This is a genomic window from Streptomyces sp. NBC_01788 (assembly GCF_035917575.1).
In the GTDB taxonomy this organism is placed as follows: Bacteria; Actinomycetota; Actinomycetes; order Streptomycetales; family Streptomycetaceae; genus Streptomyces.
The window spans coordinates 4,052,220-4,077,404 of sequence record NZ_CP109090.1 but is presented as its reverse complement, the minus strand read 5'-3'; the positions used below and the strand labels follow the sequence as shown (position 1 = coordinate 4,077,404).

Sequence of the window (25,185 nt, the reverse complement as noted above, 5' to 3'; positions counted from 1 at the left end):
GGTCAGTCCTTGCGCAGTCCCGAGAACACCAGCCGTGTCACCGCGTCGGCGACCTCGCGCTCCGACATGCCGCGCCCGTCGGGCCGGTACCACTCCACGATCGAGTTGATCATCCCGAAGACGAGCCGGGTCGCCAGCCGCACCTCCACGTCGGCGCGCACGTCCCCCTCCTCGGCCGCCGCCCTCAGCAGGTCGGCCACCCGGTGGTCGAAGTCGCGGCGCCGCTCCAGCGCCCAGCGCTCGGTCTCGGTGTTGCCGCGCACGCGCAGCAGCAGCGTCACATAGGGCAGTTCACCGATGAGCACCTCGACCATGCGCCGCACCACGAACTCCAGGCGCTCGGCGGCCCGCCCCGTGCGCGCGTGCTCCTCGTCGAGGATGCCGAACAGCTCGTCCAGCGCCCGGCTGACCGCCCGGCGCAGCAGCTCCTCCTTGCCGGCGACGTGGTGGTAGATCGACGACTTGGAGATGCCGGCCGCTCTGGACAGGTGCTCCATGGAGGTGCCGTCGTAGCCGCGCTCGTTGAAGACCCGCACGGCCACGGACAGCAGTGTCTCCGGGGTGTACGTGTCGCGCCTGGCGGTGGTCATGGGGTGCCCTCCCGCTTGTCGGTGGCGTAGGCGTGGCGGTAGAGCGCGAGCGACGGCGCGTAGCGGCCGGACGGCTCGCACTCGTGCAGGTTGTCCAGTACGGAGCAGGCCCAGGTGCCGCCGAGTCTGCGGCTCCACTCGAAGGGTCCGAGCGGGTAGTTGACGCCCAGGCGCATCGCGGTGTCGACGTCCTCCTCGGTGGCCACGCCCTTGGCGACGGCGTCGTGCGCCAGGTCGACGATCCGGGCGACCGTGCGGGCGACGATCATGCCGGGGACGTCCCCGATGACGCTGACCTTCTTGCCGAGCGCCTGGAACAGGCCGGTGGCCTCGGCGACGGTCCGCGGGGAGGTGTCCTGGGAGGCGGACAGGGCGATCCGGGTGGCCCTGCGGTAGTCGAGGGCGAGGTCGAAGTAGACGACGTCCTTGAACTCCACGGAGGTCTGCCCGTCGGCGAGCACGAGCTGGCCGCCGCCCGGCAGCACCAGGCGGGTTCCGTGGTCCTCGTCCTCGTCGCGTACCTGGATGCCCGCCTCCCGGATCATCGGGAGCAGCTCGGAGGCGGGCCCGAGGTCCCCCTCGGCGACCACGTGGGCGGGCGGCGCCTCCTGCTCCGCGGTGTGCGGCTCGGGGCGCTCGGCGCCGTCGCGGTGGTCGTACCAGCCCCGGCCGCTCTTCCTGCCGAGCCGGCCGGACTCGACCAGGCGGCGCTGCGCGAGCGAGGGCGTGAAGCGCACGTCCTGGAAGAACGACCGCCACACCGAGTGGGTGACTGACTCGTTGACGTCCTGCCCGATGAGGTCGGTCAGTTCGAAGGCGCCCATCCGGAAGCCGCCCGACTCGCGCAGGACGGCGTCGATGGTGACGGGGTCGGCGCCCTGGAACTCGTACACCGCGAAGGCCTCGGCGTAGAAGGGCCGGGCGATCCGGTTCACGATGAAGCCGGGGGTGTCCGCGCAGGCCACGGGGGTCTTGCCCCAGGCGCGGGCCGTCTCGTACGCGCGCGTGGCCGACGTGACGTCGGTGGCGTACCCGGAGACCACCTCGACCAGCGGCATCAGCGGGGCCGGGTTGAAGAAGTGCAGGCCCACGAGGCGGCCCGGGGCGCGCAGCGCGCCGCCGACGGCCGTCACCGACAGGGAGGAGGTGTTGGTGGCGAGCAGACAGTCGTCGCCGACGATGTCTTCGAGCTCCTTCAGCAGCTCCTGCTTGACGTCGAGCCGCTCCAGGACGGCCTCGACGACCAGCGCGCAGTCGGCGAGCTCCGTGAGATCGTCGGCGGCCAGGAGCCGGGCGCGGGCGGCGTCCCGTTCGGCGCCGGTCAGCCGGTCCTTCTCGACGAGCCGGTCGAGCCGGGTGACGATCGCGGCGGCCGCCTCCCGAGCCCGCCCGGGCACGGCGTCGTACAGGCGTACGGTGTGGCCCGCGACCAGCGCGACCTGGGCTATGCCCTGGCCCATGGTGCCGGTGCCGACGACGGCCACGGGACTGCTGAGGTCGAGTGCTGTCATGTGCGCGATCCTCCCGCACGGCGCCGTTCACGGATGCGGCGGACCCCTTGTACCGACCGATCGTTCGGTTACTCTAACTCTGACCGCCTGTTCCTGCCCATGGCCGTGACCATGGAGATGCCAGATCACGGGCTCGACGAAGAGCTCTTGAGACGAGGAGTTGGTCCCGCATGGCCGCCGAACTGACCGCACACGAGCTGATCGCCAGGCATCGGCCCACCCTGGACCAGGCGCTGGAGGCGATCCGCACCCGCGCGTACTGGTCGCCCCACCCCGAGCACCCCAAGGCCTACGGGGACAACGGCAGCCTCGACGCGGCCGCCGGCAAGGCCGCCTTCGACGCCGTCCTGAACACCCGCCTCGACCTCGGCCAGCCCGGCACGGACGACTGGGTGGGCGGGGAGGTCTCGCCGTACGGCATCGAGCTGGGCGTGACCTATCCGCACGCGGACATCGACGTGCTGCTGCCCGCCATGAAGGCCGGCCAGCGGGCGTGGCGGGACGCGGGCGCCGAGGCGCGCGCCATGGTGTGCGTGGAGATCCTCAAGCGGATCAGCGACCGGACGCACGAGTTCGCGCACGCGGTCATGCACACCTCCGGCCAGGCCTTCATGATGGCGTTCCAGGCGGGCGGCCCGCACGCCCAGGACCGCGGCCTCGAGGCGGTGGCGTACGCGTACGTGGAGCAGGTGCGCACCCCCGACACCGCCGAGTGGACCAAGCCGCAGGGCAAGCGCGACCCGCTCGCCCTCACCAAGCAGTTCACCGCCGTCCCGCGCGGCATCGCGCTGGTCATCGGCTGCAACACCTTCCCCACCTGGAACGGCTTCCCGGGCCTGTTCGCCTCCCTCGCCACCGGCAACGCGGTCCTGGTCAAGCCGCACCCGCGCGCGGTGCTGCCGCTCGCGCTGACGGTGAAGACCGCCCGCGAGGTGCTCGCCGAGGCCGGCTTCGACCCGAACCTGATCGCGCTGACCGCCGAGCGGCCCGGCGAGGGCATCGCCAAGACGCTCGCCACCCGCCCCGAGATCAGGATCATCGACTACACGGGCTCGACGTCCTTCGGCGACTGGCTGGAGGCCAACGCCCGCCAGGCACAGGTCTACACCGAGAAGGCCGGCGTCAACACGGTGCTCGTGGAGTCCACCGGCGACTACAAGGGGATGCTCGCCAACCTGGCCTTCTCGCTGTCCCTCTACAGCGGCCAGATGTGCACCACCCCGCAGAACCTGCTGATCCCCCGCGAAGGCATCAGCACGGACGAGGGCCCCAAGTCCTTCGACGAGGTGGCCGCCGACCTCGCCAAGGCGGTGGACGGCCTCCTCGGCGACGACGCACGCGCCAACGCGCTGCTCGGCGCGATCGTCAACCCGGACGTCAAGGCCCGCCTGGAGGCCGCCGCAGGCCTCGGCGAGGTCGCCCTCGCCTCCCGCGAGATCACCAACCCGGACTTCCCCGGAGCCGTCGTCCGCACGCCGGTGATCGTGAAGCTGGACGGCGCCAAGCCGGACGCCGAGGCCGCCTACATGAGCGAGTGCTTCGGCCCCGTCTCCTTCGCCGTCGCCGTCGACTCGGCCGCCGACGCGGTGGAGCTGCTGCGCCGCACGATCCGCGAGAAGGGCGCGATGACGGTGGGCGCGTACACGACCGACGAGGAGGTCGAGCTGGCGGTGCGGGAGGCATGCCTGGAGGAGGCCGCCCAGCTGTCGCTGAACCTCACCGGCGGGGTGTACGTCAACCAGACCGCCGCCTTCTCCGACTTCCACGGCTCCGGCGGCAACCCGGCGGCCAACGCGGCCCTCACCGACGGCGCGTTCGTCGCCAACCGCTTCCGCGTGGTGGAGGTCCGCCGGGAGGCGTAAGCCGCTCGGTCCCTCAGGACGCGGGTGCGCCCCCGGTGGCGCTCCAGTGGTACAGCGTCATCGCCACACTGGTGGCGAGGTTGTAGCTGGAGACCTGGGGGCGCATCGGCAGCGCCAGCAGGTGGTCGGTGCGCGAGCGCAGTTCGGCGGACAGCCCGCTGCGCTCGGAGCCGAAGGCGAGCACGGCGTCGTCGGGCAGCTTCACCCCGCGGATGTCCTCGCCCTCCGGGTCGAGCGCGAACAGCGGCCCGCGCGGGAGCTCGTCGACGTCCAGCCGCTCCACCGCGGTCGCGAAGTGCAGCCCCGCCCCGCCGCGCACCACGGTCGGATGCCAGGGGTCCAGGGTGCCCGTGGTGACCACTCCGGTCGCCCCGAAACCGGCGGCCAGGCGGATCACCGCCCCCGCGTTGCCCAGGTTGCGCGGCTGGTCCAGGACGACGACCGGCGCGCTGCGGGGCGCGTGCGCCAGCGTGCGCAGGTTGGCCTCGCGGGAGGGCCGTACCGCGAGGGCCGCCACGGCGGTGGGATGCGGGCGCGGCACCAGGGAGGCGTACGTCTCCCGCGGCACCTCGCTCAGCAGGGCGTCCAGCGTGTCCCGCACGTCCGGCGCCAGCTCGTCGGCGAGGGCGAGCGCCGCGCGCCGGTCGGCGGTGACGGCCACCGGCACCTCGGCCCCGAAGCGCAGGGCGTGCTTGAGGGCGTGGAAGCCGTCGAGCAGCACGGAGCCGCCGGCCAGCCGGTGCCAGGCGCGTACGGGATCGTTCATGCCGGGAAGCCTACGTGGGCGGGCCCGGCCTCCTCCGGGGAGCGCGGGTCCTTCGCCGGGGGACGGTCCCCGTCCCGCCGCAGTCGCGTACGCGCGCGTGCCGCCAGTCCGCCCAGACGGCGCAGGAACGGCGTCGGCAGGAACACCGCGTCCGCCGCGATCATCGCCAGCGAGAAGAACGGCAGCCCCAGCACCACCGCGATCACGGCGTGCTCGGTCATCATGACCGCCAGCAGGACGTTCTTCACCCGCCGGTTGAACAAGGTGAACGGGAAGGCGACCTGCGCCATCACCGTCCCGTAGGTCACCAGCATCACCAGCGTGCCGCTGGCGGCCAGCAGACCGGCCAGGGCCGGCCAGGGCGAGAAGTAGTCCAGGTGCAGCGGGTAGTAGACGGCGGTGCCGTCCTGCCAGCGCGAGCCCTGGATCTTGTACCAGCCGGCCGTGGCGTAGATCAGGCAGGCCTCCGCCATGATCACGAGCAGGGCGCCGTTGTGGACGACGCGGGCGACGACGTCGAGCAGCATCCGCGGCTGCGCCGAGCGCGACCAACGCCCGGCCGCCCACCACAGGGCCAGTCCCAGCCACACCGTCCACAGCAGGACGGGCACGAACGCCTCGCCCTGCGTCCGGCCCGCCGCGGTGATCACGGCCAGGAACAACCCCAGCACGCCCCACAGGACGGGACCGGCCCGGTCGGGCGCCCGCTCCCCGCGCGCGTGTGCCTCCCGTGTCCGCTCGGCCCGGCGCGCGTCCAGCGACCAGACCTGGCCGCAGCGGGTGAACACCAGGTACAGCGACATCAGGTGCAGCACGTTGTCGCCGCCGTCGCCCACGAAGACGCTGCGGTTCTGCAGGGAGAGCACGCCGACCATGAAGAGCACGGAGGTCGTACGGGTGCGCCAGCCCAGCGCGAACAGCAGGCTCGCCAGCACGGCCAGCGCGTAGCACGTCTCGAACCAGAGGTTCCCGCGGAACCACAGCAGGGCCGTGAAGGCGCCGTTGTCCGAGGCCAGTTGCTGCGCCAGGTTCCAGCTCCACGGGCCGTCGGGGCCGTAGAGCTCATGGCGGTGGGGGAACTCGCGCAGCAGGAACAGCAGCCAGGTGAGTGAGAAGCCGATGCGTATGACGGCGCTCTGGTAGGGGCCGAGGGCCGCCTCGGTGACCTTGGCGGTCCCGCGCGAGACCGCGAGCGTGAGACGGTTCACCGCTGGCCTCCCCGGGTCTCGACGGCCGGCACCGTCCACCAGGGCAGCGTGCGGTAGGCCGGCTTGCCCGTCGCCTTCTCGTTGCTCCACGGGGGCGGGGGCACGTTGCTGGTACGGCTGCGGACCTGGACGCGTTCGAGGACGCCGCCCGCGCCGGCCGCGTCACCTCGTTCCAGGCGCAGCACCACGATGCGGCGCAGGTACTGCTCGGCCAGGGCGCCGCGCAGGCCCACCGGCCGGTTGTCGGCGTCGTGGGCGGCGCCGTAGAAGTCCCAGGCGCGGCGCAGCTCGTTCTGCTGGGTGTGGCTGGGCAGCAGGTTGCCGTCGATGGCCCGGCCGTCCTCGGCCGACAGGTCGTACCAGCCGGTGGTACGGGTGCCGCCGTCCGCCGTCCCGACCTCGGCGCGCACCTGGACGGCGATGTTCTGCTGGAGCGGGTTCGGCGCGAACAGCTTCCAGTTCTGCTCGAACTCCGGGTAGATCCACCCGTCGACGGCCTCGGCGTGCTGCCTGTTCACCGTGTTCGACGGCGTGACGTGCAGGAACACCATCCCGAGATGCACACACGCCGCGACGGCGACCACCGCGAGCGCCAGCACCGCACCCACCTGGTACGGCACCGCCAACGCGGCGATCCCGGAGGGGGACGCCGCCGGGCCGCCGGGGGCGGGAACAGGCTCAGGGGCGGGAGCAGGTATAGGGGTTCGGGCGTCCTCGTCCGGCCCGTCAGCGGCCTGCCCCTCCGGGTCGCTCCTGTCCGGCCCGTCAGCGGCCGATGGGCCGTCGGTGGCCGGTGGGCCGTCCGTCAGGCCGTCCGTCGGGGCGCCGGCGGGGCCGGCCGTGGGCCGGGAGGCCTCGTCCGGGCGGGCGGCGTCCAGACGGCCGGCGGCGCGTGAGGCGGTCGAGTCGTCGTCGTGCGCGTTCATCCCGCCCCGTTTCCGCTCCCGGTCCGTCCTGCGGCCGCCGCCCGGCCGCGGGGCACCGTACCGCCGCGCGCACCGCTTCCCGGTGCCGTACCGGAACGGTACTCAGGGCCGCCCTCCCGGCACACCCCCGGGGCGTACCGGGCTCTCGCGCACGTCCGGCCGTCGCCGCCCTCCCCGGCCCTCTCCCGCCTGAAGTGCCTGACACGCCGTCAGGCACCCCTGGGATTCCCGCGATTGCGGGCCCCGGGTCACGGGGTCACACGACCTGGCCGGGCTGCCCCTCGTCGGTCACCACGGGACGGCCCGAGGCTGCCCACACCTGCATGCCGCCGTCGACGTTCACCGCGTCAACTCCCTGCTGGACCAGGTACATCGCGACCTGCGCCGACCGCGCGCCGGAGCGGCAGATCACATTGATCCGCCCGTCCTGGGGCGCCGCCTCGGTCAGTTCGCCGTACCGGGCCACGAACTCGCTCAGGGGGATGTGCAGCGCCCCCTCGGCGTGGCCCGCCCGCCACTCGTCGTCCTCGCGGACGTCCAGCAGGAAGTCGCCGTCCTCGAGGTCCTGAACGCCGACCGTGGGCACACCAGCTCCGAAATGCATACTGCGACGCTACCCGAAGCGCGCCGGAGGGATCCGGCACGGACCGGGCACCCGCTCACGCACCGGTGACGCGGGTCACTCCTGGCCCACCAGCTCGGCGAGCTCCGCCTCCCGCTCCGTGATCTCCTTGCGCAGCTGCTCGGCGACCTCGTCGAGGAGACGGTCCGGGTCGTCGGGGGCCAGCCGGAGCATTCCGGCGATCGCGCCGTCCTCCAGGCCCTTGGCGACCAGCGTGAGCACCTCCTTGCGCTGGGCGAGCCATTCGAGGCGGGCGTAGAGCTCGTCGCTGCGGCTCGGCGGCTGCTCCTTGGGCTTCGGTCCCGCCGCCCACTCCGCGCCCAGCTCCCGCAGTCCGTCCTCGTCACCGCGCGCGTAGGCGGCGTTCACCCGGGTGAGGAAGTCCTCGCGCCGCTTGCGCTCGTCGTCCTCCTGCACCAGGTCGGGGTGGGCCTTGCGGGCCAGCTCGCGGTACAGCCGGCGGGCCTCCTCGCTGGGGCGCACCCGCTGCGGGGGCCGCACGGGCAGGTCGGTGAGCATCGCGACGGCCTCCGGGTACAGCCCACTGGAGTCCATCCAGCCGTTCATCAGCTCGTCGACCCCGGGGATCGGCTGCAGATCGGCCCGCGCCTCCTGCGCCTTGCGCAGGTCCTCGGGGTCACCGGTACGCGCGGCCCTGGCCTCGGCCGTGAGTACCTTCAGCTCCTCCAGCCGGGCGTAGAGCGGTCCGAGTCTCTGCTCGTGCAGGCGGGCGAAGTTCTCGACCTCCACCCGGAAGGTCTCCACCGCGATCTCGTACTCGATGAGCGCCTGTTCGGCGGCCCGTACGGCCCGCTCCAACCGCTCCTCGGGCCGCGCCGAAGCGCCCTCGGACGTCGCCCGGTCCGCCCCGGCGACGTCACCCTGCTCAGCTTCCGGGGTCGTCACCCGACCAGACTAGTGCCCCGCGCAACACGCCCCGGCCCACCGCCACGACGGCCGCGCCGCCCGGCTCCCTCAACCCTTGCCCACCACGTGAGATACCTCACGCACTCGGGACCCCGGCCGACGTGCGCACTCCCTCACACCCGTCAGCACAACGAAAAACGGGCCCCACCGTGACTTCCGTCACTGGCGGAGACCCGTTCATCGGTATCTCATGGTGCGCGAGGGGGGAGTTGAACCCCCACGCCCTTGCGGGCACTGGAACCTGAATCCAGCGCGTCTGCCTATTCCGCCACCCGCGCATTGGGTGTGTCTTCCGGCTCCGTCCCTTTGGGGCTGGCGCCTTCCGACATGCAGAACATTAGCACGCCCCGAACGGTGGATTCACATCCCTTTCCCCAGGGCAGGCGCCCGGCACCGGCTTCGGCCGACCCGCCTGCCGCGCGGCCCGCCGGCCCCGTACGGCGCCGCCCGCCCGGAGTCCCGCTTCCGTATCGAGGAGCGCCCGTTCACGTATCAACCTCGTACCGGTCACCCCCGTCTGCCCAGGAGCCGGGCAAGGTCGGCCGCCGGGTGCGGGACACTGGTCTGCGACCCCCTCTACGATCCTGGGCAGAAGTACCGAGCGACACCGGGCACGCGACAGGTGTCGACACCCGTCGACAGGGCCCGACAGGGGGAACCAGCCGATTCACCGGCGCGTGGATACGATCAGTAAGCAGTACCAGGCAGGCAATACGCAGCACGACGGCAAGACCCGCAGTGACGGCAACTACGGAGGAGGTGCCCCATGGGAGTCCTGAAGAAGTTCGAGCAGCGTCTCGAAGGTCTGGTCAACGGCACCTTCGCCAAGGTCTTCAAGTCCGAGGTCCAGCCCGTGGAGATCGCCGGTGCGCTCCAGCGCGAGTGCGACAACAACGCGACGATCTGGAACCGCGACCGCACCGTCGTACCCAATGACTTCATCGTGGAGCTCAGCGCGCCCGACTTCGAGCGTCTGAGCCCCTACTCCGGCCAGCTCGGCGACGAGCTCGCCGGCATGGTGCGCGACTACGCCAAGCAGCAGCGCTACACCTTCATGGGGCCGATCAAGGTCCACCTGGAGAAGGCCGAGGACCTGGACACCGGTCTGTACCGGGTGCGCAGCCGTACGCTCGCCTCCTCCAGCAGCCAGCAGGCGCCACAGGCCCCCTCGGCCGGCCCGGGCGGCCGTCCCGCCGCCCCCGGCGGATACGGCTACCCGCCCGCCGCGGGCCCCTCGGCGGCGCCCCCCATGCCTGCCGCGCCGCCGCCCGGCGCCCGCCCCGGCGGCTACGGCTACCCGCCCGCCGCCCAGCGGCCCGCGCCCGCCCCGGCGGCCGGCGGCGCCACCCGCTACTGGATCGAGATCAACGGCACCCGCCACCAGATCTCCCGCCCGACACTCGTGCTCGGCCGCAGCACCGAGGCCGACGTGCGGATCGACGACCCCGGCGTCTCCCGCCGGCACTGCGAGATCCGGACCGGAACGCCCTCGACGATCCAGGATCTCGGGTCCACCAACGGCATCGTGGTGGACGGGCAGCACACCACCCGCGCTACGCTCCGCGACGGCTCGCGGATCGTCGTGGGCAGCACCACCATCATTTACCGGCAAGCCGAAGGGTGAAGCGGGGGCAATGTCAGAGCTGACCCTCACGGTCATGCGGCTGGGTTTCCTGGCCGTACTGTGGCTGTTCGTGATCGTGGCCGTGCAGGTCATCCGCAGCGACCTGTTCGGTACGCGCGTCACCCAGCGGGGGTCCCGCAGGGAGACCGCCCGGCCGCAGCAGGCCGCGCGCCAGGCCGCGGCGCCGCCGCAGCAGCGCGGCCAGCAGGGCGGTGGCCGCCAGCGCCGCAACGCCCCCACCAAACTCGTGGTGACCGAGGGCATCCTCACCGGTACCACCGTCGCGCTGCAGGGCCAGACCATCAGCCTGGGCCGTGCGCACGACTCCACGATCGTGCTGGACGACGACTACGCCTCCAGCCGCCATGCCAGGATCTACCCGGACCAGGGCGGTCAGTGGATCGTCGAGGACCTCGGATCCACCAACGGCACGTACCTGGACCGGACCCGGCTGACGACCCCCACACCGATCCCGCTGGGCGCGCCGATCCGCATCGGCAAGACCGTCATCGAGCTGCGGAAGTAATACGACTAATGAGCGAGCGGAGCGAGCACGCAACGGCGGCCGGCACCCCGGGCCCCGGCGCGCTCCCGACCGGAGGGTGGGCACCGTGCGGATGTACCCGGAGCCGACGGGCGAGGTGCGCATGAGTCTGTCACTGCGCTTCGCCGCCGGATCGCACAAAGGCATGATCCGCGAGGGCAACGAGGATTCCGGTTACGCCGGCCCGCGGCTGCTCGCGATCGCCGACGGAATGGGCGGCCAGGCCGCCGGCGAGGTCGCCTCCTCCGAGGTGATCTCCACCATCGTCGCCCTCGACGACGACATCCCCGGCTCCGACATCCTCACCTCGCTCAGCACCGCCGTACAGCGCGCCAACGACCAGCTGCGCGCCATGGTCGAGGAGGATCCCCAGCTCGAGGGCATGGGCACCACGCTCACCGCCCTGCTGTGGACCGGCCAGCGCCTCGGCCTGGTGCACGTCGGCGACTCGCGCGCCTACCTCCTGCGCGACGGCGTGCTGACCCAGATCACGCAGGACCACACCTGGGTGCAGCGCCTCGTCGACGAGGGACGCATCACCGAGGAGGAGGCCAGCACCCACCCGCAGCGCGCGCTGCTCATGCGCGCCCTCGGCAGCGGCGAACGCGTCGAACCCGACCTGTCCATCCGCGAGGTGCGCGCCGGCGACCGCTATCTGATCTGCTCCGACGGCCTCAGCGGTGTCGTCTCCCACCAGACGATGGAGGAGACCCTCGCCGGCTACCAGGGCCCGCAGGAGACCGTGCAGGAACTGATCCAGTTCGCCCTGCGCGGCGGCGGCCCCGACAACATCACCGTGATCGTCGCCGACGTCCTCGACCTGGACACCGGCGACACCCTCGCCGGACAACTCTCCGACACCCCGGTCGTGGTCGGCGCGGTCGCCGAGAACCAGAATCACCTGCACGACAACGGCATTATGCAGACCCCCGCCGGACGCGCCTCGGGCCTCGGCCGCCAGCTGCCCGGACAGGGCGGCGGTGGCGGCGAGTTCGGCCCGCCCGGCTCCGGCGGCGACACCGCCAGCTACGCCCCCGCGGGCGAATACGGCGAGGACGACTTCGTCAAACCCCGCAAGAGCCGCAGATGGCTCAAGCGCTCCTTCTACAGCGTGCTCACGCTCGCGGTCCTCGGCGGCGGCCTCTACGGCGGCTACCGCTGGACGCAGACGCAGTACTTCGTCGGCGCCAACGAGGAGCACGTCGCCCTGTACCGGGGCATCAGCCAGGACCTGGCGTGGCTGAAGCTGTCGAAGATCCACGCCGACCACCCCGAGATCGAACTCAAGTACCTGCCGCCCTACCAGCAGCAGCAGGTCAGAGCGACGATCACCGCGGGCGGTCTGGCCAACGCCCAGAAGAAGATCGGCGAGCTGTCCGTGCAGGCCTCCGCGTGCAAGAAGGAGGTCCAGCGCCGCACCGCCGAGGACAAGAACGGCGCCAAGGCCGAGGAGGGCCAGGCGGGCGGCACCACGGGAACCACCCGCACCGCCTTCACGTCCAAGGCGACACCGGCGCCGAACCCGTCGACGGCCAAGTCCCCGTCCTCCCCGTCCACGTCCGCCACCGCGTCCACTCCCAGCCCCGGCCCGACTCTCTCGGAGGAAGAGCAGAAGGTCGTCTCGCTGTGCGGTAAGCAGTAGGCAAGCCGTGAGAGGCCCTGTCACACGATGAGCACTACCAACCCGTCGATGCAGCACACGTCCACGATCGGCGCGATCGGCGCGCCCAGCCGCCGCAACACCGAGCTCGCGCTGCTGGTCTTCGCCGTCGCCATCCCGGTGTTCGCCTACGCCAACGTGGGCCTGGCCATCAACAATCAGGTGCCCGCCGGTCTGCTGAGCTACGGCCTGGGCCTGGGCCTGCTGGCCGGCGTCGCCCACCTCGTCGTACGCAAGTTCGCCCCGTACGCGGACCCGCTGCTGCTTCCGCTGGCCACGCTGCTGAACGGGCTCGGACTGGTCGTCATCTGGCGGCTGGACCAGTCGAAACTGCTCCAGGCCATCAACCAGGCGGGAACGGCCGCGCCACGGCAGCTGCTGTACACGGCCCTGGGCATCGCCTTCTTCGTGGTGGTGCTGATCTTCCTCAAGGACCACCGCGCCCTCCAGCGCTACACCTACATCTCCATGTTCGGCGCGCTGGTTCTGCTGTTGATGCCGCTGGTGCCCGGCCTCGGAGCGGATGAGACTTTCGGTGCCAAGATCTGGATCTCGGTCGCCGGATTCTCCATCCAGCCCGGCGAGTTCGCCAAGATCGTGCTCGCCATCTTCTTCGCCGGCTACCTGATGGTGAAGCGCGACGCGCTCGCCCTGGCCAGCCGCCGCTTCTTGGGCCTGTACCTGCCCCGCGGCCGCGACCTCGGACCCATCCTTGTCGTCTGGGTGATCTCGATCCTCATCCTGGTCTTCGAGACCGACCTCGGCACCTCGCTGCTGTTCTTCGGCATGTTCGTCATCATGCTGTACGTCGCCACCGAGCGGACCAGCTGGATCGTCTTCGGTTTGCTGATGTCCGCCGTCGGCGCCGTCGGCGTGGCCAGCTTCGAGACGCACGTCCAGCAGCGCGTCCAGGCCTGGCTCGACCCGATGAAGGAGTACGCGCTCAGCCAGAAGGGCGTCGCCGGCCACTCCGAGCAGTCCATGGAAGCGCTGTGGGCGTTCGGCTCCGGCGGCACCCTCGGCTCCGGCCTCGGCCAGGGCCACTCCGACCTCATCAAGTTCGCCGCCAACTCCGACTTCATCCTCGCCACCTTCGGCGAGGAGCTGGGCCTGGCCGGCCTCATGGCCATCCTGCTGATCTACGCCCTGATCGTGGAACGCGGCGTGCGCACCGCACTGGCCGCCCGCGACCCCTTCGGCAAGCTGCTCGCCGTCGGCCTGGCTGGCGCCTTCGCGCTGCAGGTCTTCGTGGTGGCCGGCGGCGTGATGGGCCTCATCCCGCTGACCGGTATGACGATGCCGTTCCTGGCGTCCGGCGGCTCCTCCGTCATCGCCAACTGGGCCCTGATCGGCATCCTGATCCGGATCAGCGACACCGCCCGCAGACCGGCGCCCGCTCCCGCCTCCAACCCCGACGCCGAGATGACCCAGGTGGTCCGCCCGTGAACAAGCCCCTGCGCCGAATCGCGATCTTCTGCGGTCTCCTCGTCCTCACCCTGCTCGTCCGCGACAACTGGATCCAGTACGTCAAGGCCGACACCCTCAAGAACGACAAGCACAACCGCCGCGTCACCATCGCCCGTTACGCGACCCCGCGCGGCGACATCATCGTCGGCGGCGGCAACCCGATCACCGGGTCGGTCGAGACCAAGAGCAACGGACTCAACGACCTCAAGTACAAGCGCACGTACAAGGACGGCCCCATGTGGGCGCCGGTCACCGGGTTCACCTCCCAGGCCTTCGGCGCCACCCAGCTGGAGTCCATCGAGGACGGCATCCTCACCGGCAACGACGACCGGCTGTTCTTCCGCAACACCCTGGACATGATCACCGGCAAGCCCAAGCAGGGCGGCAACGTGGTCACCACGCTCAACCCGGCCGCGCAGAAGGCCGCCTACGACGGCCTGAAGAAGGTCGGCGGCAAGGGTGCCGCGGTGGCCCTCGACCCCGCCACCGGCAAGATCCTCGCCCTGGCGTCCTACCCGTCCTACGACCCGTCGTCGTTCGCCGGCAACTCCAACAAGGACGGCGAGGCCTGGCAGAAGCTCCAGAAGACGGCCGACCCCAACGACCCGACGCTGAACCGGGCACTGCGCGAGACCTACCCCCCGGGCTCCACCTTCAAGGTGGTCACCGCGGCCGCCGCGCTGGAGAACGGCCTGTACAAGTCGGCGGACGAAGCCACCAACTCGCCACTGCCGTGGATCATGCCGGGCACGACGACGCCGCTGCAGAACGAGGGCAACATCCCCTGCAAGGACGCCACCATGCGTGAGGCGCTGCGGGTGTCCTGCAACACCGTCTTCGGCAAGATCGGCGCGGACCTCGGCAACGACAAGATGCTCGAGGAGGCGAAGAAGTTCGGCTTCGACAGCGAGCAGTTCACGCCGGTGCGCAGCAACGCCTCGGTGTTCTCCGACGACATGAACGAGTCGCAGACGGCCCTGTCCTCCATCGGCCAGTTCAACACCGCCGCCACCCCGCTCCAGATGGCCATGGTCGCCTCCGCCGTCGCCAACGACGGCAAGCTGATGAAGCCGTACATGGTCGACAAGCTGCAGTCGCCCAACGTGGACACCCTGGAGCAGACGGAGCCGCAGGAACTGAGCCGGCCGCTCAGCTCGCAGAACGCCCAGATCCTCCAGTCGATGATGGAGACCGTCGTCAAGGACGGCACCGGCCAGAACGCGAAGATCAACGGCGTCACGGTGGGCGGCAAGACCGGTACCGCCCAGCACGGTGTCGACAACAGCGAGAAGCCGTACGCCTGGTTCATCTCCTACGCCAAGCTCGCCGACGGCAGCTCGCCGGTCGCCGTGGCCGTGGTGGTCGAGGACAACAACGCCAACCGCGACGACATCTCCGGCGGCGGCCTGGCGGCTCCCATCGCGAAGAACGTCATGGAGGCGGTCATCAGCGCCAGGCAGTGAGTCCTGTCACGCCACCTTCACATCGGTGCACGTTGCGATACCGGTCCTGTATCGGGTGACGGGCTTGGCCAAGTCACACAGAGCGAGCCGGGTACGGTAGGCCCGGACAGCAGCCTCCGGCGGCACAAGGGTGCCGGTCGGGACCGACGGAGAGGGCTGGTAGCTAGCTATGGAAGAGCCGCGTCGCCTCGGCGGCCGGTACGAGCTGGGCCATGTGCTCGGCCGTGGTGGCATGGCGGAGGTGTACCTCGCGCATGACACCCGGCTGGGACGCACCGTGGCGGTGAAGACGCTCCGCGCCGACATGGCGCGCGACCCTTCCTTCCAGGCCCGGTTCCGCCGGGAGGCCCAGTCGGCCGCCTCGCTCAACCATCCCGCGATCGTCGCGGTCTACGACACGGGCGAGGACTACATCGACGGGGTCTCGATCCCGTACATCGTGATGGAGTACGTCGACGGCTCCACGCTCCGTGAACTGCTGCACAGCGGCCGCAAGCTGCTGCCGGAGCGGTCCATGGAGATGACCATCGGCATTCTCCAGGGCCTGGAGTACGCCCACCGCAGCGGCATCGTCCACCGCGACATCAAGCCTGCCAACGTCATGCTGACCCGCAACGGCCAGGTCAAGGTCATGGACTTCGGCATCGCCCGCGCCATGGGCGACTCCGGCATGACCATGACCCAGACCGCGGCCGTCATCGGCACCGCCCAGTACCTGTCTCCCGAGCAGGCCAAAGGCGAGCAGGTCGACGCGCGCTCGGACCTGTACTCGACAGGTTGCCTGCTCTACGAGCTACTGACGGTCCGCCCGCCCTTCGTGGGTGACTCCCCGGTCGCGGTGGCCTACCAGCACGTGCGCGAGGAGGCGCAGCCGCCGAGCGTCTTCGACCCGGAGATCACGCCCGAGATGGACGCGATCGTGATGCGGGCGCTGGTCAAGGACCCCGACTACCGCTACCAGTCCGCCGACGAGATGCGCGCCGACATCGAGGCCTGCCTCGACGGCCAGCCGGTCGCGGCCACGGCCGCCATGGGCGCGGTCGGCTACGGCGGCTACCCCGACGACCAGCCGACCACCGCCCTGCGCTCCGACGCCGGAGCCGCGGGCGCGACGACGATGCTGCCGCCCATGAACCCGGACGACGGCGGCTACGGCTACGACGACCGCCCCGACCGGCGCCGTCAGAAGAAGTCCAACACCTCGACGATCATGCTGATCGTCGCCGGCCTCCTGGTCCTCGTCGGCGCGATCTTCATCGGCATGTACGCCTTCAGCGGCAACGGCGTCAACAACGACGAGCTGAACGTCCCCATCTTCGTCGGCCAGACGAAGCGCGAGGCCCAGGAGTCGGCCAGGAACGCCAGCATCGAAGTGGCCTTCACCCAGGACACCTGCGACGACCAGCCCAAGGGCAAGGTCTGCTCGCAGGAACCCAAGGACGGCAAGGTCAAGAAGGGCGACACGGTCAACCTGGTGCTGTCGACCGGGGCGCCGAAGGTGACGGTTCCCAGTGTCCGCGGCCTGAGCTTCGAGGCGGCGCAGTCCCAGTTGGACGATCTGGGCTTCAAGGTCGAGAAGAAGACCCAGGAGTCGGACCAGGATCCCGACGTCGTCATCGACCAGGACGTCAAGGGCGACACGAAGGTGGAGAAGGGCTCCACCATCACGCTCACGGTCGCCACGGAGAAGAGGCAGGTCGCGGTCCCGGACGTCTCGGGCAAGACCTGCCAAGAGGCCCAGCAGGTGCTTCAGGGCGTCAACCTCAACAGCTCGTGCAGCGAGGTGCCCACCGACGACCCCAACCGGGACGGCAAGGTCGTCCAGACCGACCCGGGCATCGGCCAGCAGGTCGACAAGGGTGCGAACGTGAACATCCAGGTCGGCAAGTTCCAGCAGCAGAAGAAGCAGGTGCCCAACGTCCGCGGCCGAACGGTGGCGGAGGCCAGGCAGATACTCGCGGCTGAGGGCTTCACCAACGTCCAGTTCGCCGATGGCAGCAACCAGGACGACAACTCGGTGGTCTTCAAGCAGGATCCGGGCGAGGGGCAAGAGGTCGACGACCCCGGCAACACCCCGATCACGCTGACCACCTTCGGGGGAGGCAACAACAGGGGCAACGGCGGCTTCTTCGGCGGCTGACCCCCGACCCCGACACTCGGAGCCCCGGGTCCCCTCCAACTAGGGGAACCGGGGCTCCGTCGTATGCCGGTCAGCTCATCGCAGTTCCGCCGGCGGGGTCCGCCTGGCGTCGACCTTCTCCGAGCGGACCAGTTCGCCCCAGACCACGTAGCGGTAGCGGGAGGTGTACACCGGCGTGCAGGTCGTCAGGGTGATGTAGTGGCCGGGCTTCTTGACGCCCGACTCCTCGGGGACCGCGGACAGGACCTGGACGTTGTACTTGGAGGTCTCCGGGAGGATGTCGTAGACCTTGTAGACGTACCACTTGTCCTTGGTCTCGAAGACGACCGGATCGCCCACGCGCATCTTGTCGATGTTGTGGAACTTGGCACCGTGACCGTCCCGGTGGGCGGCGAGGGTGAAGTTGCCGGCCTTGCCGGACGTCGGAAGGGTCGCCTTGGCGGGGTCCGTGTAGTAGCCGGCCACCCCGTCGTTGAGGATCTCCTCCGCCGTGCCCTTCTTGACCAGGACCTCGCCGTTGTGCATGGACGGCACGTGCAGGAAGCCGATGCCGTCCTTGGTGTCCAGCGCTCCGGGGCCGCCGGGCACGGAATGCGCCCACTCGTCGCGGACCTTGCCGCCCTCCCGGTCGGCCTTGCGGTCCGCCAGGACGTTCGTCCACCACAGGGAGTAGACGACGAACAGGCCGAGGACCAGACCCGTCGTGATCAGGAGCTCACCGAAGACGCTGACGGCGAGGGCCAGCGGGCCGGTCCCCCGGCGGCGCCGCCCGCGGCCGACGCCCGACGCGTCACCGTGCCCTTCGCGGCCGTCGGTGTGCCCTGCCGTGTCGTCCGTGGTCGCTGCCACTGTTCATCCGCCCTTTAACTGACGAGCGCATCCGGCTTGCCCTTGCTGCGCGGCCGTTCCTCGACCATCTTGCCCCAGACGATCATCCGGTACTTGCTGGTGAACTCCGGTGTACAGGTGGTCAGCGTGATGTAACGGCCGGGTCCGGTGAAGCCCGACCCCTTCGGAACGGGATCGAGGACGCTGATGTTGGCCGGCGGGGTCACCGGCAGGATCGACGCCATCTTGTAGACGAAGTACGTGTCCTGCGTCTCCACGACGATCGCGTCGCCCGGCGAGAGCTTGTTGATGTACCGGAACGGCTCACCGTGCGTGTTGCGATGGCCCGCCAGCCCGAAGTTGCCCGTCTTCGCGTCGGGCATCGCCGTGTTGAGATCGCCCTTGCCGTAGTGCCCGACCATGCCCTTGTCCAGCACCTTCGCCTTGCTGGTGCCCTCCGCGATGGGCACCACCACGTCCAGCTTCGGGATGTGCAGGAGGGCGAAGCCCTGCCCCGGCTCGAACGTCCCGGGGCTGCGCTTGCCGCTCGCCCAGTCGTCCTGGAGCTGGTGCGCCTCACTGCCCGCCTGCGCGTGCGCCCGGACGTTCGTCCACCACAACTGGTAGGTGACGAAGAGCAGCATCACCACGCCGGTGCTGATGAACAGCTCGCCGATGACCCGGCTGGCGATCACGGCCGGGCTCGCCCTGCGCGCCCGCGCCTGCCGGCGCGCCTCCATCCGGGACAGCGGCGCCGACGACCGGTCCGCCGGGCTGTCCTCCTCCGGCAGCGGGCCGCCAGCGGCCCCACGACGTCCGTTACGGCGTCTGGCGGCCTTTCTGCGGGCCGCGCGCCCACCCGGCGAGGGCGAGGAGGCCTGCGCGGCGGAAGAGGCGCCAGGCGGCGGTTCCGGGATCCGCAGCGCCATCGTCTCGTCGTCGACGGGAGGCAGATACGCCGTCGCGTCGCCCGAGGACCCGTACGGCGCCCCCGTCGCGTCCTGCGGGGGCTCCGCGCCCTGCGGGGGCACGTTCGGGGCGACCTGCTGGGGCGCCGCCCCCTGCGGCCCGTAGGACGCGGCGTAGGGGTCCTGGGGCACACCCTGCGCCTGGCCGGCGCCGTACCACCCCTCGAACGCGTCCGGTCCCCCGTACGACTGCTGCCCGTACGAGGTGTCCGTCTCGCGCTCGGGGCGCAGCGCGGTCACGCCGTGGCCCTGCCCACCACCGGGGCGAGCCCCGCCGACCTCGCCACGGCCTCCTTGTCGCCGCACTCCGCCAGCCAGTTGGCCAGCATCCGGTGCCCGTGCTCGGTCAGCACCGACTCGGGATGGAACTGCACGCCTTCTACGGGGAGTTCACGGTGCCGCAGGCCCATGATGATGCCGTCGTGCGTGCGCGCCGTGACCACCAGCTCGTCGGGCACGGTCGCCGGCTCGGCGGCCAGGGAGTGGTAGCGGGTCGCGGTGAAGGGGGAGGGCAGGCCCGCGAAGACGCCCGTGCCCTCGTGCTCCACCGGCGAGGTCTTTCCGTGCAGCAGCTCGGGCGCGCGGTCCACCACACCGCCGTAGGCCACCTGCATCGACTGCATGCCCAGGCACACGCCGAAGACGGGGACACCGGTCGCGGCGCAATGCCGGACCATCTCCACGCAGACACCGGCCTGCTCGGGCGTGCCCGGCCCCGGCGAGAGCAGTACGCCGTCGAAGCCTCCCCCACTCTCGGCTGCGCTCGAGCGGGAGGTACCCCCACGCACGTACGCCGTCGACACCTCGTCGTTGCGCAGCACCTCGCACTCGGCCCCCAGCTGGTACAGGTACTGGACCAGGTTGAAGACGAAGCTGTCGTAGTTGTCGACGACGAGAATCCGCGCACTCACTGGTTGTCCACCGTCACATCGTTGAAGGGAAGCAGCGGTTCGGCCCACGGGAAGACGTACTGGAACAGGGCGTAGACCACGGCGAGGACGAGCACCAGTGAGATCAGCGCCCTCACCCACGCGTTCCCCGGCAGATGCCGCCAGATCCAGCCGTACATGCCGTCCCTTCCGTCTCCCACGGCACCAGACTCACGCCGTACGCCACCAGACTAACGGCGCGGCGCCCGAGGTTTCCCGGCCTCCGCGAGCCGTGCGGAAACCGCCTGCGCCCGGACGTACGTGGCAACAGCGTCGATCACCTCAACGACCGCGGACCCGTTTTTGTACGGCCCTTTGTCGATCCGATACGCGAACCGGGCCGTTCCGTTCACCAGTACGACTACTGCACGGGCTTCGCGTAGTGCAGGTCCACCGTGCCCGAGTAGCCGGGCAAGGTGGCGGTTCCGTCGTCGGTGACCTTCCAGCCCAGGCCGTAGACGTTGACGTACACCATGTAGTTCTGGATCGCCGGGGAGTCCGCGAGCGCCTTCTGGAGCTTCGCCGGGTCGCCGACCGCCGTGATCCTGTACGGCGGCGAGTAGACGCGGCCCTGGAGGATCAGCGTGTTGCCCACGCAGCGCACCGCGCTGGTGGAGATCAGCCGCTGGTCCATCACCTTGATGCCCTGGGCACCGCCGTTCCACAGCGCGTTGACCACGGCCTGGAGGTCCTGCTGGTGGATCACCAGGTAGTCGGGCTGCGGCTCGGGGTAGCCGGGCAGCTTCGCGGTGGCGTCGGGCGGGGCGTCGTTGAGCGTGACCGTGATCGCCCTGCCCGTGAGCTTCTGCGTGCCCGCGCTCTTCTCCAGGCCGGTCAGCCTGCCGTCCTGGGGCTTGCCGCCGTCGTCGCGCGCGGCGAGGGACTCGATGTCGTCGCGCAGGGCGGCGTTGGACTCGTCGAGCTCCTTGTTCTTCCGGCTGCGCTCCTGGACGAGGTCGGACAGCTTCAGCAGGGACGCGTCCGTGCGGATGTTGGTGCCCTTGGCCGTGTTGAAACTGGTGAAGAAGATCAGCCCGGCGAGGGCGAAGACGGCCACGGTAAGGATCCGCACGGGCCTCGGGCGGCGCGTGCGGGCCGGGCCGGCACCCGTCCCCGAGAAGTCGGCGGAATTGGTCAACGTACCCTTATCTCCTTCGGCGCCGCGGAAGCACTACGCTAACGGACGTCCGGGGGAGTGCTCAGAGTGCCCTTGTACGCTGCTCCGGAGCCAGCCCAGTTCCCTGCGCGGCCACCAGCGCATCGACAGGAGAGACCCTCGTGCCGAAGTCACGTATCCGCAAGAAGGCCGACTACACGCCGCCGCCCGCCAAGCAGGCGGCGAGTATCAAGCTGGAGGGCCGCGGCTGGGTCGCGCCCGTCATGCTGGCGCTGTTCCTCATCGGGCTGGCCTGGATCGTCGTCTTCTACGTGACCGACGGCTCACTGCCCATCAAGGCCCTCGACAACGTGAACATCGTCGTGGGCTTCGGCTTCATCGCCGCCGGGTTCGCCGTCTCCACGCAGTGGAAGTGACGTCGTCCTTCCGGTGAACGCAGCTTTGCCCACGGCTATCCGCTGAGTTATCCACAGGCTGGTGAATTTCCACATGCTGCCTGGGGAAAACGCTGATGATCTGTGGATAACCCGCCTGCCGTTGACACCGGTACGACTGTCACACCGCTCCTCCAGAGCGTGCACGCCCCCTGCCTGACCTGCGACAACACAGGACATCGGCAGGGGGCGCACCCGTTCCCGCACGCTATGCACAAGATCCGACACCGGTTGTGGACAACGGACGCTCTCAGGTGAGCTGAACCGTTCTGAGCACCGTCAACACGACGACGACCGCCAGCACCAGCGCGCACGTGCCGTACTGCACCAGGTCACGCCGCTCGCGCGGGGCGTGCACCATCGCGTACCCCACCACGACACCGGCGACCAGGCCGCCGATGTGCGCCTGCCAGGCGATGCCGCTCCAGCTGAAGGTGAAGATCAGGTTGATCACCAGCAGGGCGATGATCGGCCGCATGTCGTAGTTGAGCCGACGCATCAGCACCGCGGTGGCGCCGAACAGGCCGAAAATGGCCCCCGAGGCGCCGAGCGAGGCCTGGCTCGGCGAGGCGAGCAGGTAGGTCAGCGCTCCGCCCGCGAGCCCGGAGACGAAGTACAGCGCCAGGTAGCGCAGCCGGCCCAGGGCCGCCTCCAGGGGGCCGCCCAGCCACCACAGGCTCAGCATGTTGAAGCCGATGTGCCAGATCTCCTGGTGCGTGAACATCGAGGTCACCAGGCGGTACCACTCGCCGGCCGCGACACCCGAGGTGGGGGTGAAGGGCGCCGGCGGCCAGGCGCCGATCAGGAACAGGTTGCCCACGAGCGAGGAGTCGACGCTGACCGCGATGAACACCGCGACATTGATCCCGATGAGGATCTTGGTGAGCAGGCGGGGGTCGGCGGTCATGGTGCCGCCGGCCAGCGTGCGGGGCCGCGACGCGGCGGGCGGGTGGCCGGTGCCGGAGCCGCCGCGGACGCAGTCCGGGCACTGGAAGCCCACAGAGGCGTCGACCATGCACTCGGGACAGATCGCCCGGTCGCAGCGGACGCAGCGAATGCCGGTCTCGCGACCCGGATGGCGGTAGCAGGCCGGCAGGCTGTGGGCGTCCGGCGGGCCCTGGCCCGCCGGGTCCTGGCCCGCCGGGCCCGTCGGGCTGCCTGGTGCCTGGTCCATGGGGTTCCCCTCGATTCGTCCTGCTGTCCTGCTCGTCCTACTGGTCCCGCCGGCCCGCCGCGAAACACGGCTGCGGCTGCTCGTGGGCAACGCACCGCCCCGCCCATCCTTACGGACAAGCGGGGCGTTTGGTTCCCTCGCGGAGATGTCGGGACGAGCCCTTCACTCAGCCTTCGCGGGTCTCCACGACGACCGACTCGATGACGACGTCCTTGAGCGGGCGGTCGGTGCGCGGGTTGGTCTGCGCGGTCGCGATGGAGTCCACGACCTTCTGGCTGGCCGCGTCGGTGACCTCGCCGAAGATGGTGTGCTTGCGGTTCAGCCAGGCCGTCGGGCCGACGGTGATGAAGAACTGCGAGCCATTGGTGCCCGGACCCGCGTTGGCCATGGCCAGCAGGTAGGGCTTGTCGAAGGAGAGGTCCGGGTGGAACTCGTCCTTGAACTGGTAGCCGGGACCGCCGGTGCCGTTGCCCAGCGGGTCACCGCCCTGGATCATGAAACCGCTGATCACCCGGTGGAAGACCGTGCCGTCGTAGAGCTTCGCCTTGGACTTCTCGCCGGTGGCGGGGTGGGTCCACTCACGCTCGCCAGTGGCGAGTTCGACAAAGTTCCGGACCGTCTCGGGAACGTGGTTCGGCAGGAGCCGGACCTCGATGTCGCCGTGGTTGGTCTTCAGGGTGGCGTAGAGCTGCTCAGCCACGATCTGCCTTCCGTTGTCTTCCTGTGACTCCCCGATCCTCGCACGGCCCGCGCCGTGAGTCGCCCGGCGGTCGGTTCCCCCGGGGAGATCCGCCGATTCGGTTGCGGAGAACCGGGCGAGTCGTCCCGGACGGAAGCGCGGCGCGGCGATCCGTGGCATTGTCGACGACAAGCTCCTGTTGCTCCGCATTCATCCCCCACCGATTCAGCACTTGCCGCACGTGCCCGCCTCCCGGCGGACTTCCGGCCGGCAGGGCCGGCGCGGTGACCACGTGCGTCACCCGTGACCCGGATGCCCGGTCGCACATGCCACCGGGCCCGTTGGCAGGCATGATCCGTAAAAGGGTGGAAAGTCGAATTACCGTACGCCACCGAGGAGGAGGAACCCGTGACCCGCATCGACAGCGTGCGCGCCGCGACCGGCTCGGCGAAGGACAGCGTGCTGCACGCCGCGGAAGTGGTGGCGCCCTACGCCGACACGGCCAGGGACAGGGCCGCGCACTACGCACACGAGGCACGCGTACGGCTCGCGCCGAAGGTGACGCTGGCCGCCGACCAGGCCCGCGTCCAGTACGGCGCCTATGTCGCACCCCGGCTGGAGCAGGCCCGCACGCAGGCCATGGCCCATGTGCCGCCGAAGATCGACCAGGCCGCCCAGGAAGCCGCCGAGCGGGCGCGCCGGGCCGCCCGGCAGGCCGCCGAGTACTCCCGGCCGCGGATCGAGCAGGCGATGGCCGCGGCGGCGCCGGTCGCGGACGAGGCCGCGGCGCGCGGTGCCGCGGCGCTGGTGGCGCTGCGCGGTCAGGTCCCGGCCCGGAAGATCCAGAAACTGGCCCGCACGCAGCAGCGGCGTGCGCGAGCCGGGCGCGCGGTGAAGCTGCTCGCGCTGGCCGGCGCGCTCGCCGGCGGTGCCTTCGCCGCCTGGAAGTGGTGGGACAAGCAGGCCAACCCCGACTGGCTGGTGGAACCGCCGGCCGCGACGGAGGTGCCCGAGTCGGGCCGGCTGACGTCCGTGGACGGCACCGGCCAGTCCGTGCTGGACCCCGAGGTCCAGGCGAAGGAGGACGAGGAGACGTCGGACCGCGACGAGTAGGGCCGCCCCCGGAGACAGAAGAGCCCGCCTGACTGGTGTGTCCACAGGTCAGGCGGGCTTTTGTCGCGATCACGCGGGTCCCGTTCCGCGAGCGGGTAGGTTGAGTTTGCCTGGGCACCGACAAGATCTGAGGGGGACCCCATGCTCGACGGAATCACAGGAACCGTTGCCATCGGCGTCACGGCGGCATTGGCAGTCGCCGGCGAGCGTGCCTCGAAGAAGCGCGAGAAGGCGTTCTGGGAGCGCTACGGATCCTTCGAGGGGTTCCGGGGCCAGGTCGACGAGGAGAGGATCCAGCGGGTGCGCAGGGAGCAGGGCGACGTCGCCGCCATCAAGGCGGTACGGCAGACCTACCCGTACGTCTCGCTCCTCTTCGCGAAGCGCTACGTGGAGGAACTCCCGGCGTAGCCGTCGCCGTGCGTGCGCACCGCGCACACACGAAGAATGCCCTCCGAAGCCGCGTTTCCGCAGATCAGAGGGCATTTCACCGGTGGAGCCTAGGGGAGTCGAACCCCTGACATCTGCCATGCAAAGACAGCGCTCTACCAACTGAGCTAAGGCCCCGGAAGACAGCATCCGGCCGGAAGATCCGTCCACCGGTCGGGTGCCGCAGACCAGAGTACCGGGTCACCC

The 25,185-nt window shown here is 70.4% G+C and carries 23 protein-coding genes, 2 tRNA genes and 1 pseudogene; 10 read left to right on the top strand and 16 right to left on the bottom strand.

Annotated features, from left to right (window positions below; all coding sequences use genetic code 11):
* Nucleotides 1-2: 2 nt before the first annotated feature.
* A complete protein-coding gene (locus tag OIE49_RS18525) occupies nucleotides 3-590 on the bottom strand; it encodes a TetR/AcrR family transcriptional regulator (protein WP_100568303.1) in 588 nt (195 codons plus the stop codon).
* Nucleotides 587-2,101 (bottom strand): 3-hydroxyacyl-CoA dehydrogenase, encoded by a 1,515-nt coding sequence (locus tag OIE49_RS18520; RefSeq protein WP_326803283.1) that lies wholly within the window; start codon nucleotides 2,099-2,101, stop codon nucleotides 587-589. Before OIE49_RS18520 ends, OIE49_RS18525 begins: the two co-directional genes overlap by 4 nt.
* A 170-nt stretch (nucleotides 2,102-2,271) precedes the next feature.
* Here OIE49_RS18520 and paaN point away from each other — a divergent pair, with 170 nt between their 5' ends.
* Nucleotides 2,272-3,963, top strand: a complete 1,692-nt coding sequence (gene paaN / locus OIE49_RS18515; RefSeq protein WP_326803282.1) for a phenylacetic acid degradation protein PaaN — start codon at nucleotides 2,272-2,274, stop codon at nucleotides 3,961-3,963.
* Nucleotides 3,964-3,976: 13 nt separating this feature from the next.
* On the opposite strand, the gene OIE49_RS18510 is transcribed toward paaN, so the two are convergent.
* The 6 genes from OIE49_RS18510 to OIE49_RS18485 all read right to left on the bottom strand — a co-directional run bounded on the left by OIE49_RS18510 (nucleotide 3,977) and on the right by OIE49_RS18485 (nucleotide 8,690).
* On the bottom strand, nucleotides 3,977-4,729 hold the full coding sequence (locus OIE49_RS18510) for a TrmH family RNA methyltransferase (protein ID WP_326803281.1): 753 nt from the start codon (nucleotides 4,727-4,729) through the stop codon (nucleotides 3,977-3,979).
* Nucleotides 4,726-5,937 (bottom strand): HTTM domain-containing protein, encoded by a 1,212-nt coding sequence (locus OIE49_RS18505; protein WP_326803280.1) that lies wholly within the window; start codon nucleotides 5,935-5,937, stop codon nucleotides 4,726-4,728. The genes OIE49_RS18510 and OIE49_RS18505 overlap by 4 nt, the downstream gene beginning before the upstream one ends.
* Nucleotides 5,934-6,863, bottom strand: a complete 930-nt coding sequence (locus OIE49_RS18500; RefSeq protein WP_326803279.1) for a DUF5819 family protein — start codon at nucleotides 6,861-6,863, stop codon at nucleotides 5,934-5,936. Before OIE49_RS18500 ends, OIE49_RS18505 begins: the two co-directional genes overlap by 4 nt.
* Nucleotides 6,864-7,119: 256 nt before the next feature.
* Nucleotides 7,120-7,449, bottom strand: coding sequence for a rhodanese-like domain-containing protein (locus OIE49_RS18495; RefSeq protein WP_100568297.1), 330 nt, complete (start codon nucleotides 7,447-7,449; stop codon nucleotides 7,120-7,122).
* A 93-nt stretch (nucleotides 7,450-7,542) separates the two neighbouring features.
* Entirely contained in the window at nucleotides 7,543-8,391 is an 849-nt protein-coding gene (locus OIE49_RS18490) for a hypothetical protein (RefSeq protein ID WP_326803278.1), read from the bottom strand.
* A gap of 212 nt (nucleotides 8,392-8,603) precedes the next feature.
* Nucleotides 8,604-8,690: transfer RNA gene (locus OIE49_RS18485), tRNA-Leu, on the bottom strand.
* Nucleotides 8,691-9,178: 488 nt separating this feature from the next.
* Between OIE49_RS18485 and OIE49_RS18480 the strand changes: the two genes are divergently transcribed.
* The 6 genes from OIE49_RS18480 to pknB all read left to right on the top strand — a co-directional run bounded on the left by OIE49_RS18480 (nucleotide 9,179) and on the right by pknB (nucleotide 17,310).
* Nucleotides 9,179-10,036: a DUF3662 and FHA domain-containing protein gene (locus OIE49_RS18480; protein WP_326803277.1), complete on the top strand. Its 858-nt coding sequence runs from the start codon at nucleotides 9,179-9,181 to the stop codon at nucleotides 10,034-10,036.
* A 10-nt stretch (nucleotides 10,037-10,046) separates the two neighbouring features.
* Nucleotides 10,047-10,562, top strand: a complete 516-nt coding sequence (locus OIE49_RS18475) for an FHA domain-containing protein FhaB/FipA (RefSeq protein ID WP_100570559.1) — start codon at nucleotides 10,047-10,049, stop codon at nucleotides 10,560-10,562.
* Nucleotides 10,563-10,683: 121 nt separating this feature from the next.
* Nucleotides 10,684-12,222 carry a Stp1/IreP family PP2C-type Ser/Thr phosphatase gene (locus OIE49_RS18470; protein WP_326803276.1) on the top strand — a complete coding sequence of 513 codons (1,539 nt, stop codon included), beginning with the start codon at nucleotides 10,684-10,686 and terminating at the stop codon, nucleotides 12,220-12,222.
* Nucleotides 12,223-12,249: 27 nt separating this feature from the next.
* Entirely contained in the window at nucleotides 12,250-13,686 is a 1,437-nt protein-coding gene (locus tag OIE49_RS18465; protein WP_326803275.1) for an FtsW/RodA/SpoVE family cell cycle protein, read from the top strand.
* Entirely contained in the window at nucleotides 13,683-15,170 is a 1,488-nt protein-coding gene (locus tag OIE49_RS18460; protein WP_326803274.1) for a peptidoglycan D,D-transpeptidase FtsI family protein, read from the top strand. Before OIE49_RS18465 ends, OIE49_RS18460 begins: the two co-directional genes overlap by 4 nt.
* 169 nt (nucleotides 15,171-15,339) lie before the next feature.
* Nucleotides 15,340-17,310, top strand: coding sequence for a Stk1 family PASTA domain-containing Ser/Thr kinase (pknB, locus tag OIE49_RS18455; protein WP_326803273.1), 1,971 nt, complete (start codon nucleotides 15,340-15,342; stop codon nucleotides 17,308-17,310).
* A gap of 75 nt (nucleotides 17,311-17,385) precedes the next feature.
* Here the strand turns inward: pknB and OIE49_RS18450 are convergent, their stop codons facing one another.
* The 5 genes and pseudogenes from OIE49_RS18450 to OIE49_RS18425 form a co-directional block, all read right to left on the bottom strand.
* A complete protein-coding gene (locus OIE49_RS18450; protein ID WP_401790274.1) occupies nucleotides 17,386-18,159 on the bottom strand; it encodes a class E sortase in 774 nt (257 codons plus the stop codon).
* Between the two features lie 14 nt (nucleotides 18,160-18,173).
* Nucleotides 18,174-19,346 (bottom strand): class E sortase, encoded by a 1,173-nt coding sequence (locus OIE49_RS18445; RefSeq protein ID WP_326803272.1) that lies wholly within the window; start codon nucleotides 19,344-19,346, stop codon nucleotides 18,174-18,176.
* Complete coding sequence (locus OIE49_RS18440) at nucleotides 19,343-20,017, bottom strand: aminodeoxychorismate/anthranilate synthase component II (RefSeq protein ID WP_326803271.1); 675 nt, start codon at nucleotides 20,015-20,017, stop codon at nucleotides 19,343-19,345. The genes OIE49_RS18445 and OIE49_RS18440 overlap by 4 nt, the downstream gene beginning before the upstream one ends.
* A pseudogene (locus OIE49_RS18435) lies at nucleotides 20,014-20,222 on the bottom strand (hypothetical protein). The gene OIE49_RS18440 and the pseudogene OIE49_RS18435 overlap by 4 nt, the downstream one beginning before the upstream one ends.
* Nucleotides 20,223-20,396: 174 nt before the next feature.
* Nucleotides 20,397-21,173: a DUF881 domain-containing protein gene (locus OIE49_RS18425; RefSeq protein WP_326803270.1), complete on the bottom strand. Its 777-nt coding sequence runs from the start codon at nucleotides 21,171-21,173 to the stop codon at nucleotides 20,397-20,399.
* A 140-nt stretch (nucleotides 21,174-21,313) separates the two neighbouring features.
* On the opposite strand from OIE49_RS18425, the gene crgA reads away from it, so the two are divergent.
* Nucleotides 21,314-21,568: a cell division protein CrgA gene (gene crgA / locus OIE49_RS18420; protein WP_100570549.1), complete on the top strand. Its 255-nt coding sequence runs from the start codon at nucleotides 21,314-21,316 to the stop codon at nucleotides 21,566-21,568.
* A gap of 268 nt (nucleotides 21,569-21,836) precedes the next feature.
* Here the strand turns inward: crgA and OIE49_RS18415 are convergent, their stop codons facing one another.
* Both OIE49_RS18415 and OIE49_RS18410 read right to left on the bottom strand, forming a co-directional pair.
* Nucleotides 21,837-22,760 (bottom strand): rhomboid family intramembrane serine protease, encoded by a 924-nt coding sequence (locus OIE49_RS18415; RefSeq protein WP_326803269.1) that lies wholly within the window; start codon nucleotides 22,758-22,760, stop codon nucleotides 21,837-21,839.
* Between the two features lie 166 nt (nucleotides 22,761-22,926).
* Nucleotides 22,927-23,460, bottom strand: coding sequence for a peptidylprolyl isomerase (locus tag OIE49_RS18410; protein ID WP_100570578.1), 534 nt, complete (start codon nucleotides 23,458-23,460; stop codon nucleotides 22,927-22,929).
* Between the two features lie 387 nt (nucleotides 23,461-23,847).
* Here OIE49_RS18410 and OIE49_RS18405 point away from each other — a divergent pair, with 387 nt between their 5' ends.
* Nucleotides 23,848-24,552, top strand: a complete 705-nt coding sequence (locus OIE49_RS18405; RefSeq protein WP_326803268.1) for a DUF5324 family protein — start codon at nucleotides 23,848-23,850, stop codon at nucleotides 24,550-24,552.
* A 141-nt stretch (nucleotides 24,553-24,693) separates the two neighbouring features.
* Nucleotides 24,694-24,960 (top strand): hypothetical protein, encoded by a 267-nt coding sequence (locus OIE49_RS18400; RefSeq protein ID WP_326803267.1) that lies wholly within the window; start codon nucleotides 24,694-24,696, stop codon nucleotides 24,958-24,960.
* Between the two features lie 83 nt (nucleotides 24,961-25,043).
* Here OIE49_RS18400 and OIE49_RS18395 read toward each other — a convergent pair.
* Nucleotides 25,044-25,116 (bottom strand) — tRNA-Ala (locus OIE49_RS18395).
* Between the last annotated feature and the right edge of the window lie 69 nt (nucleotides 25,117-25,185).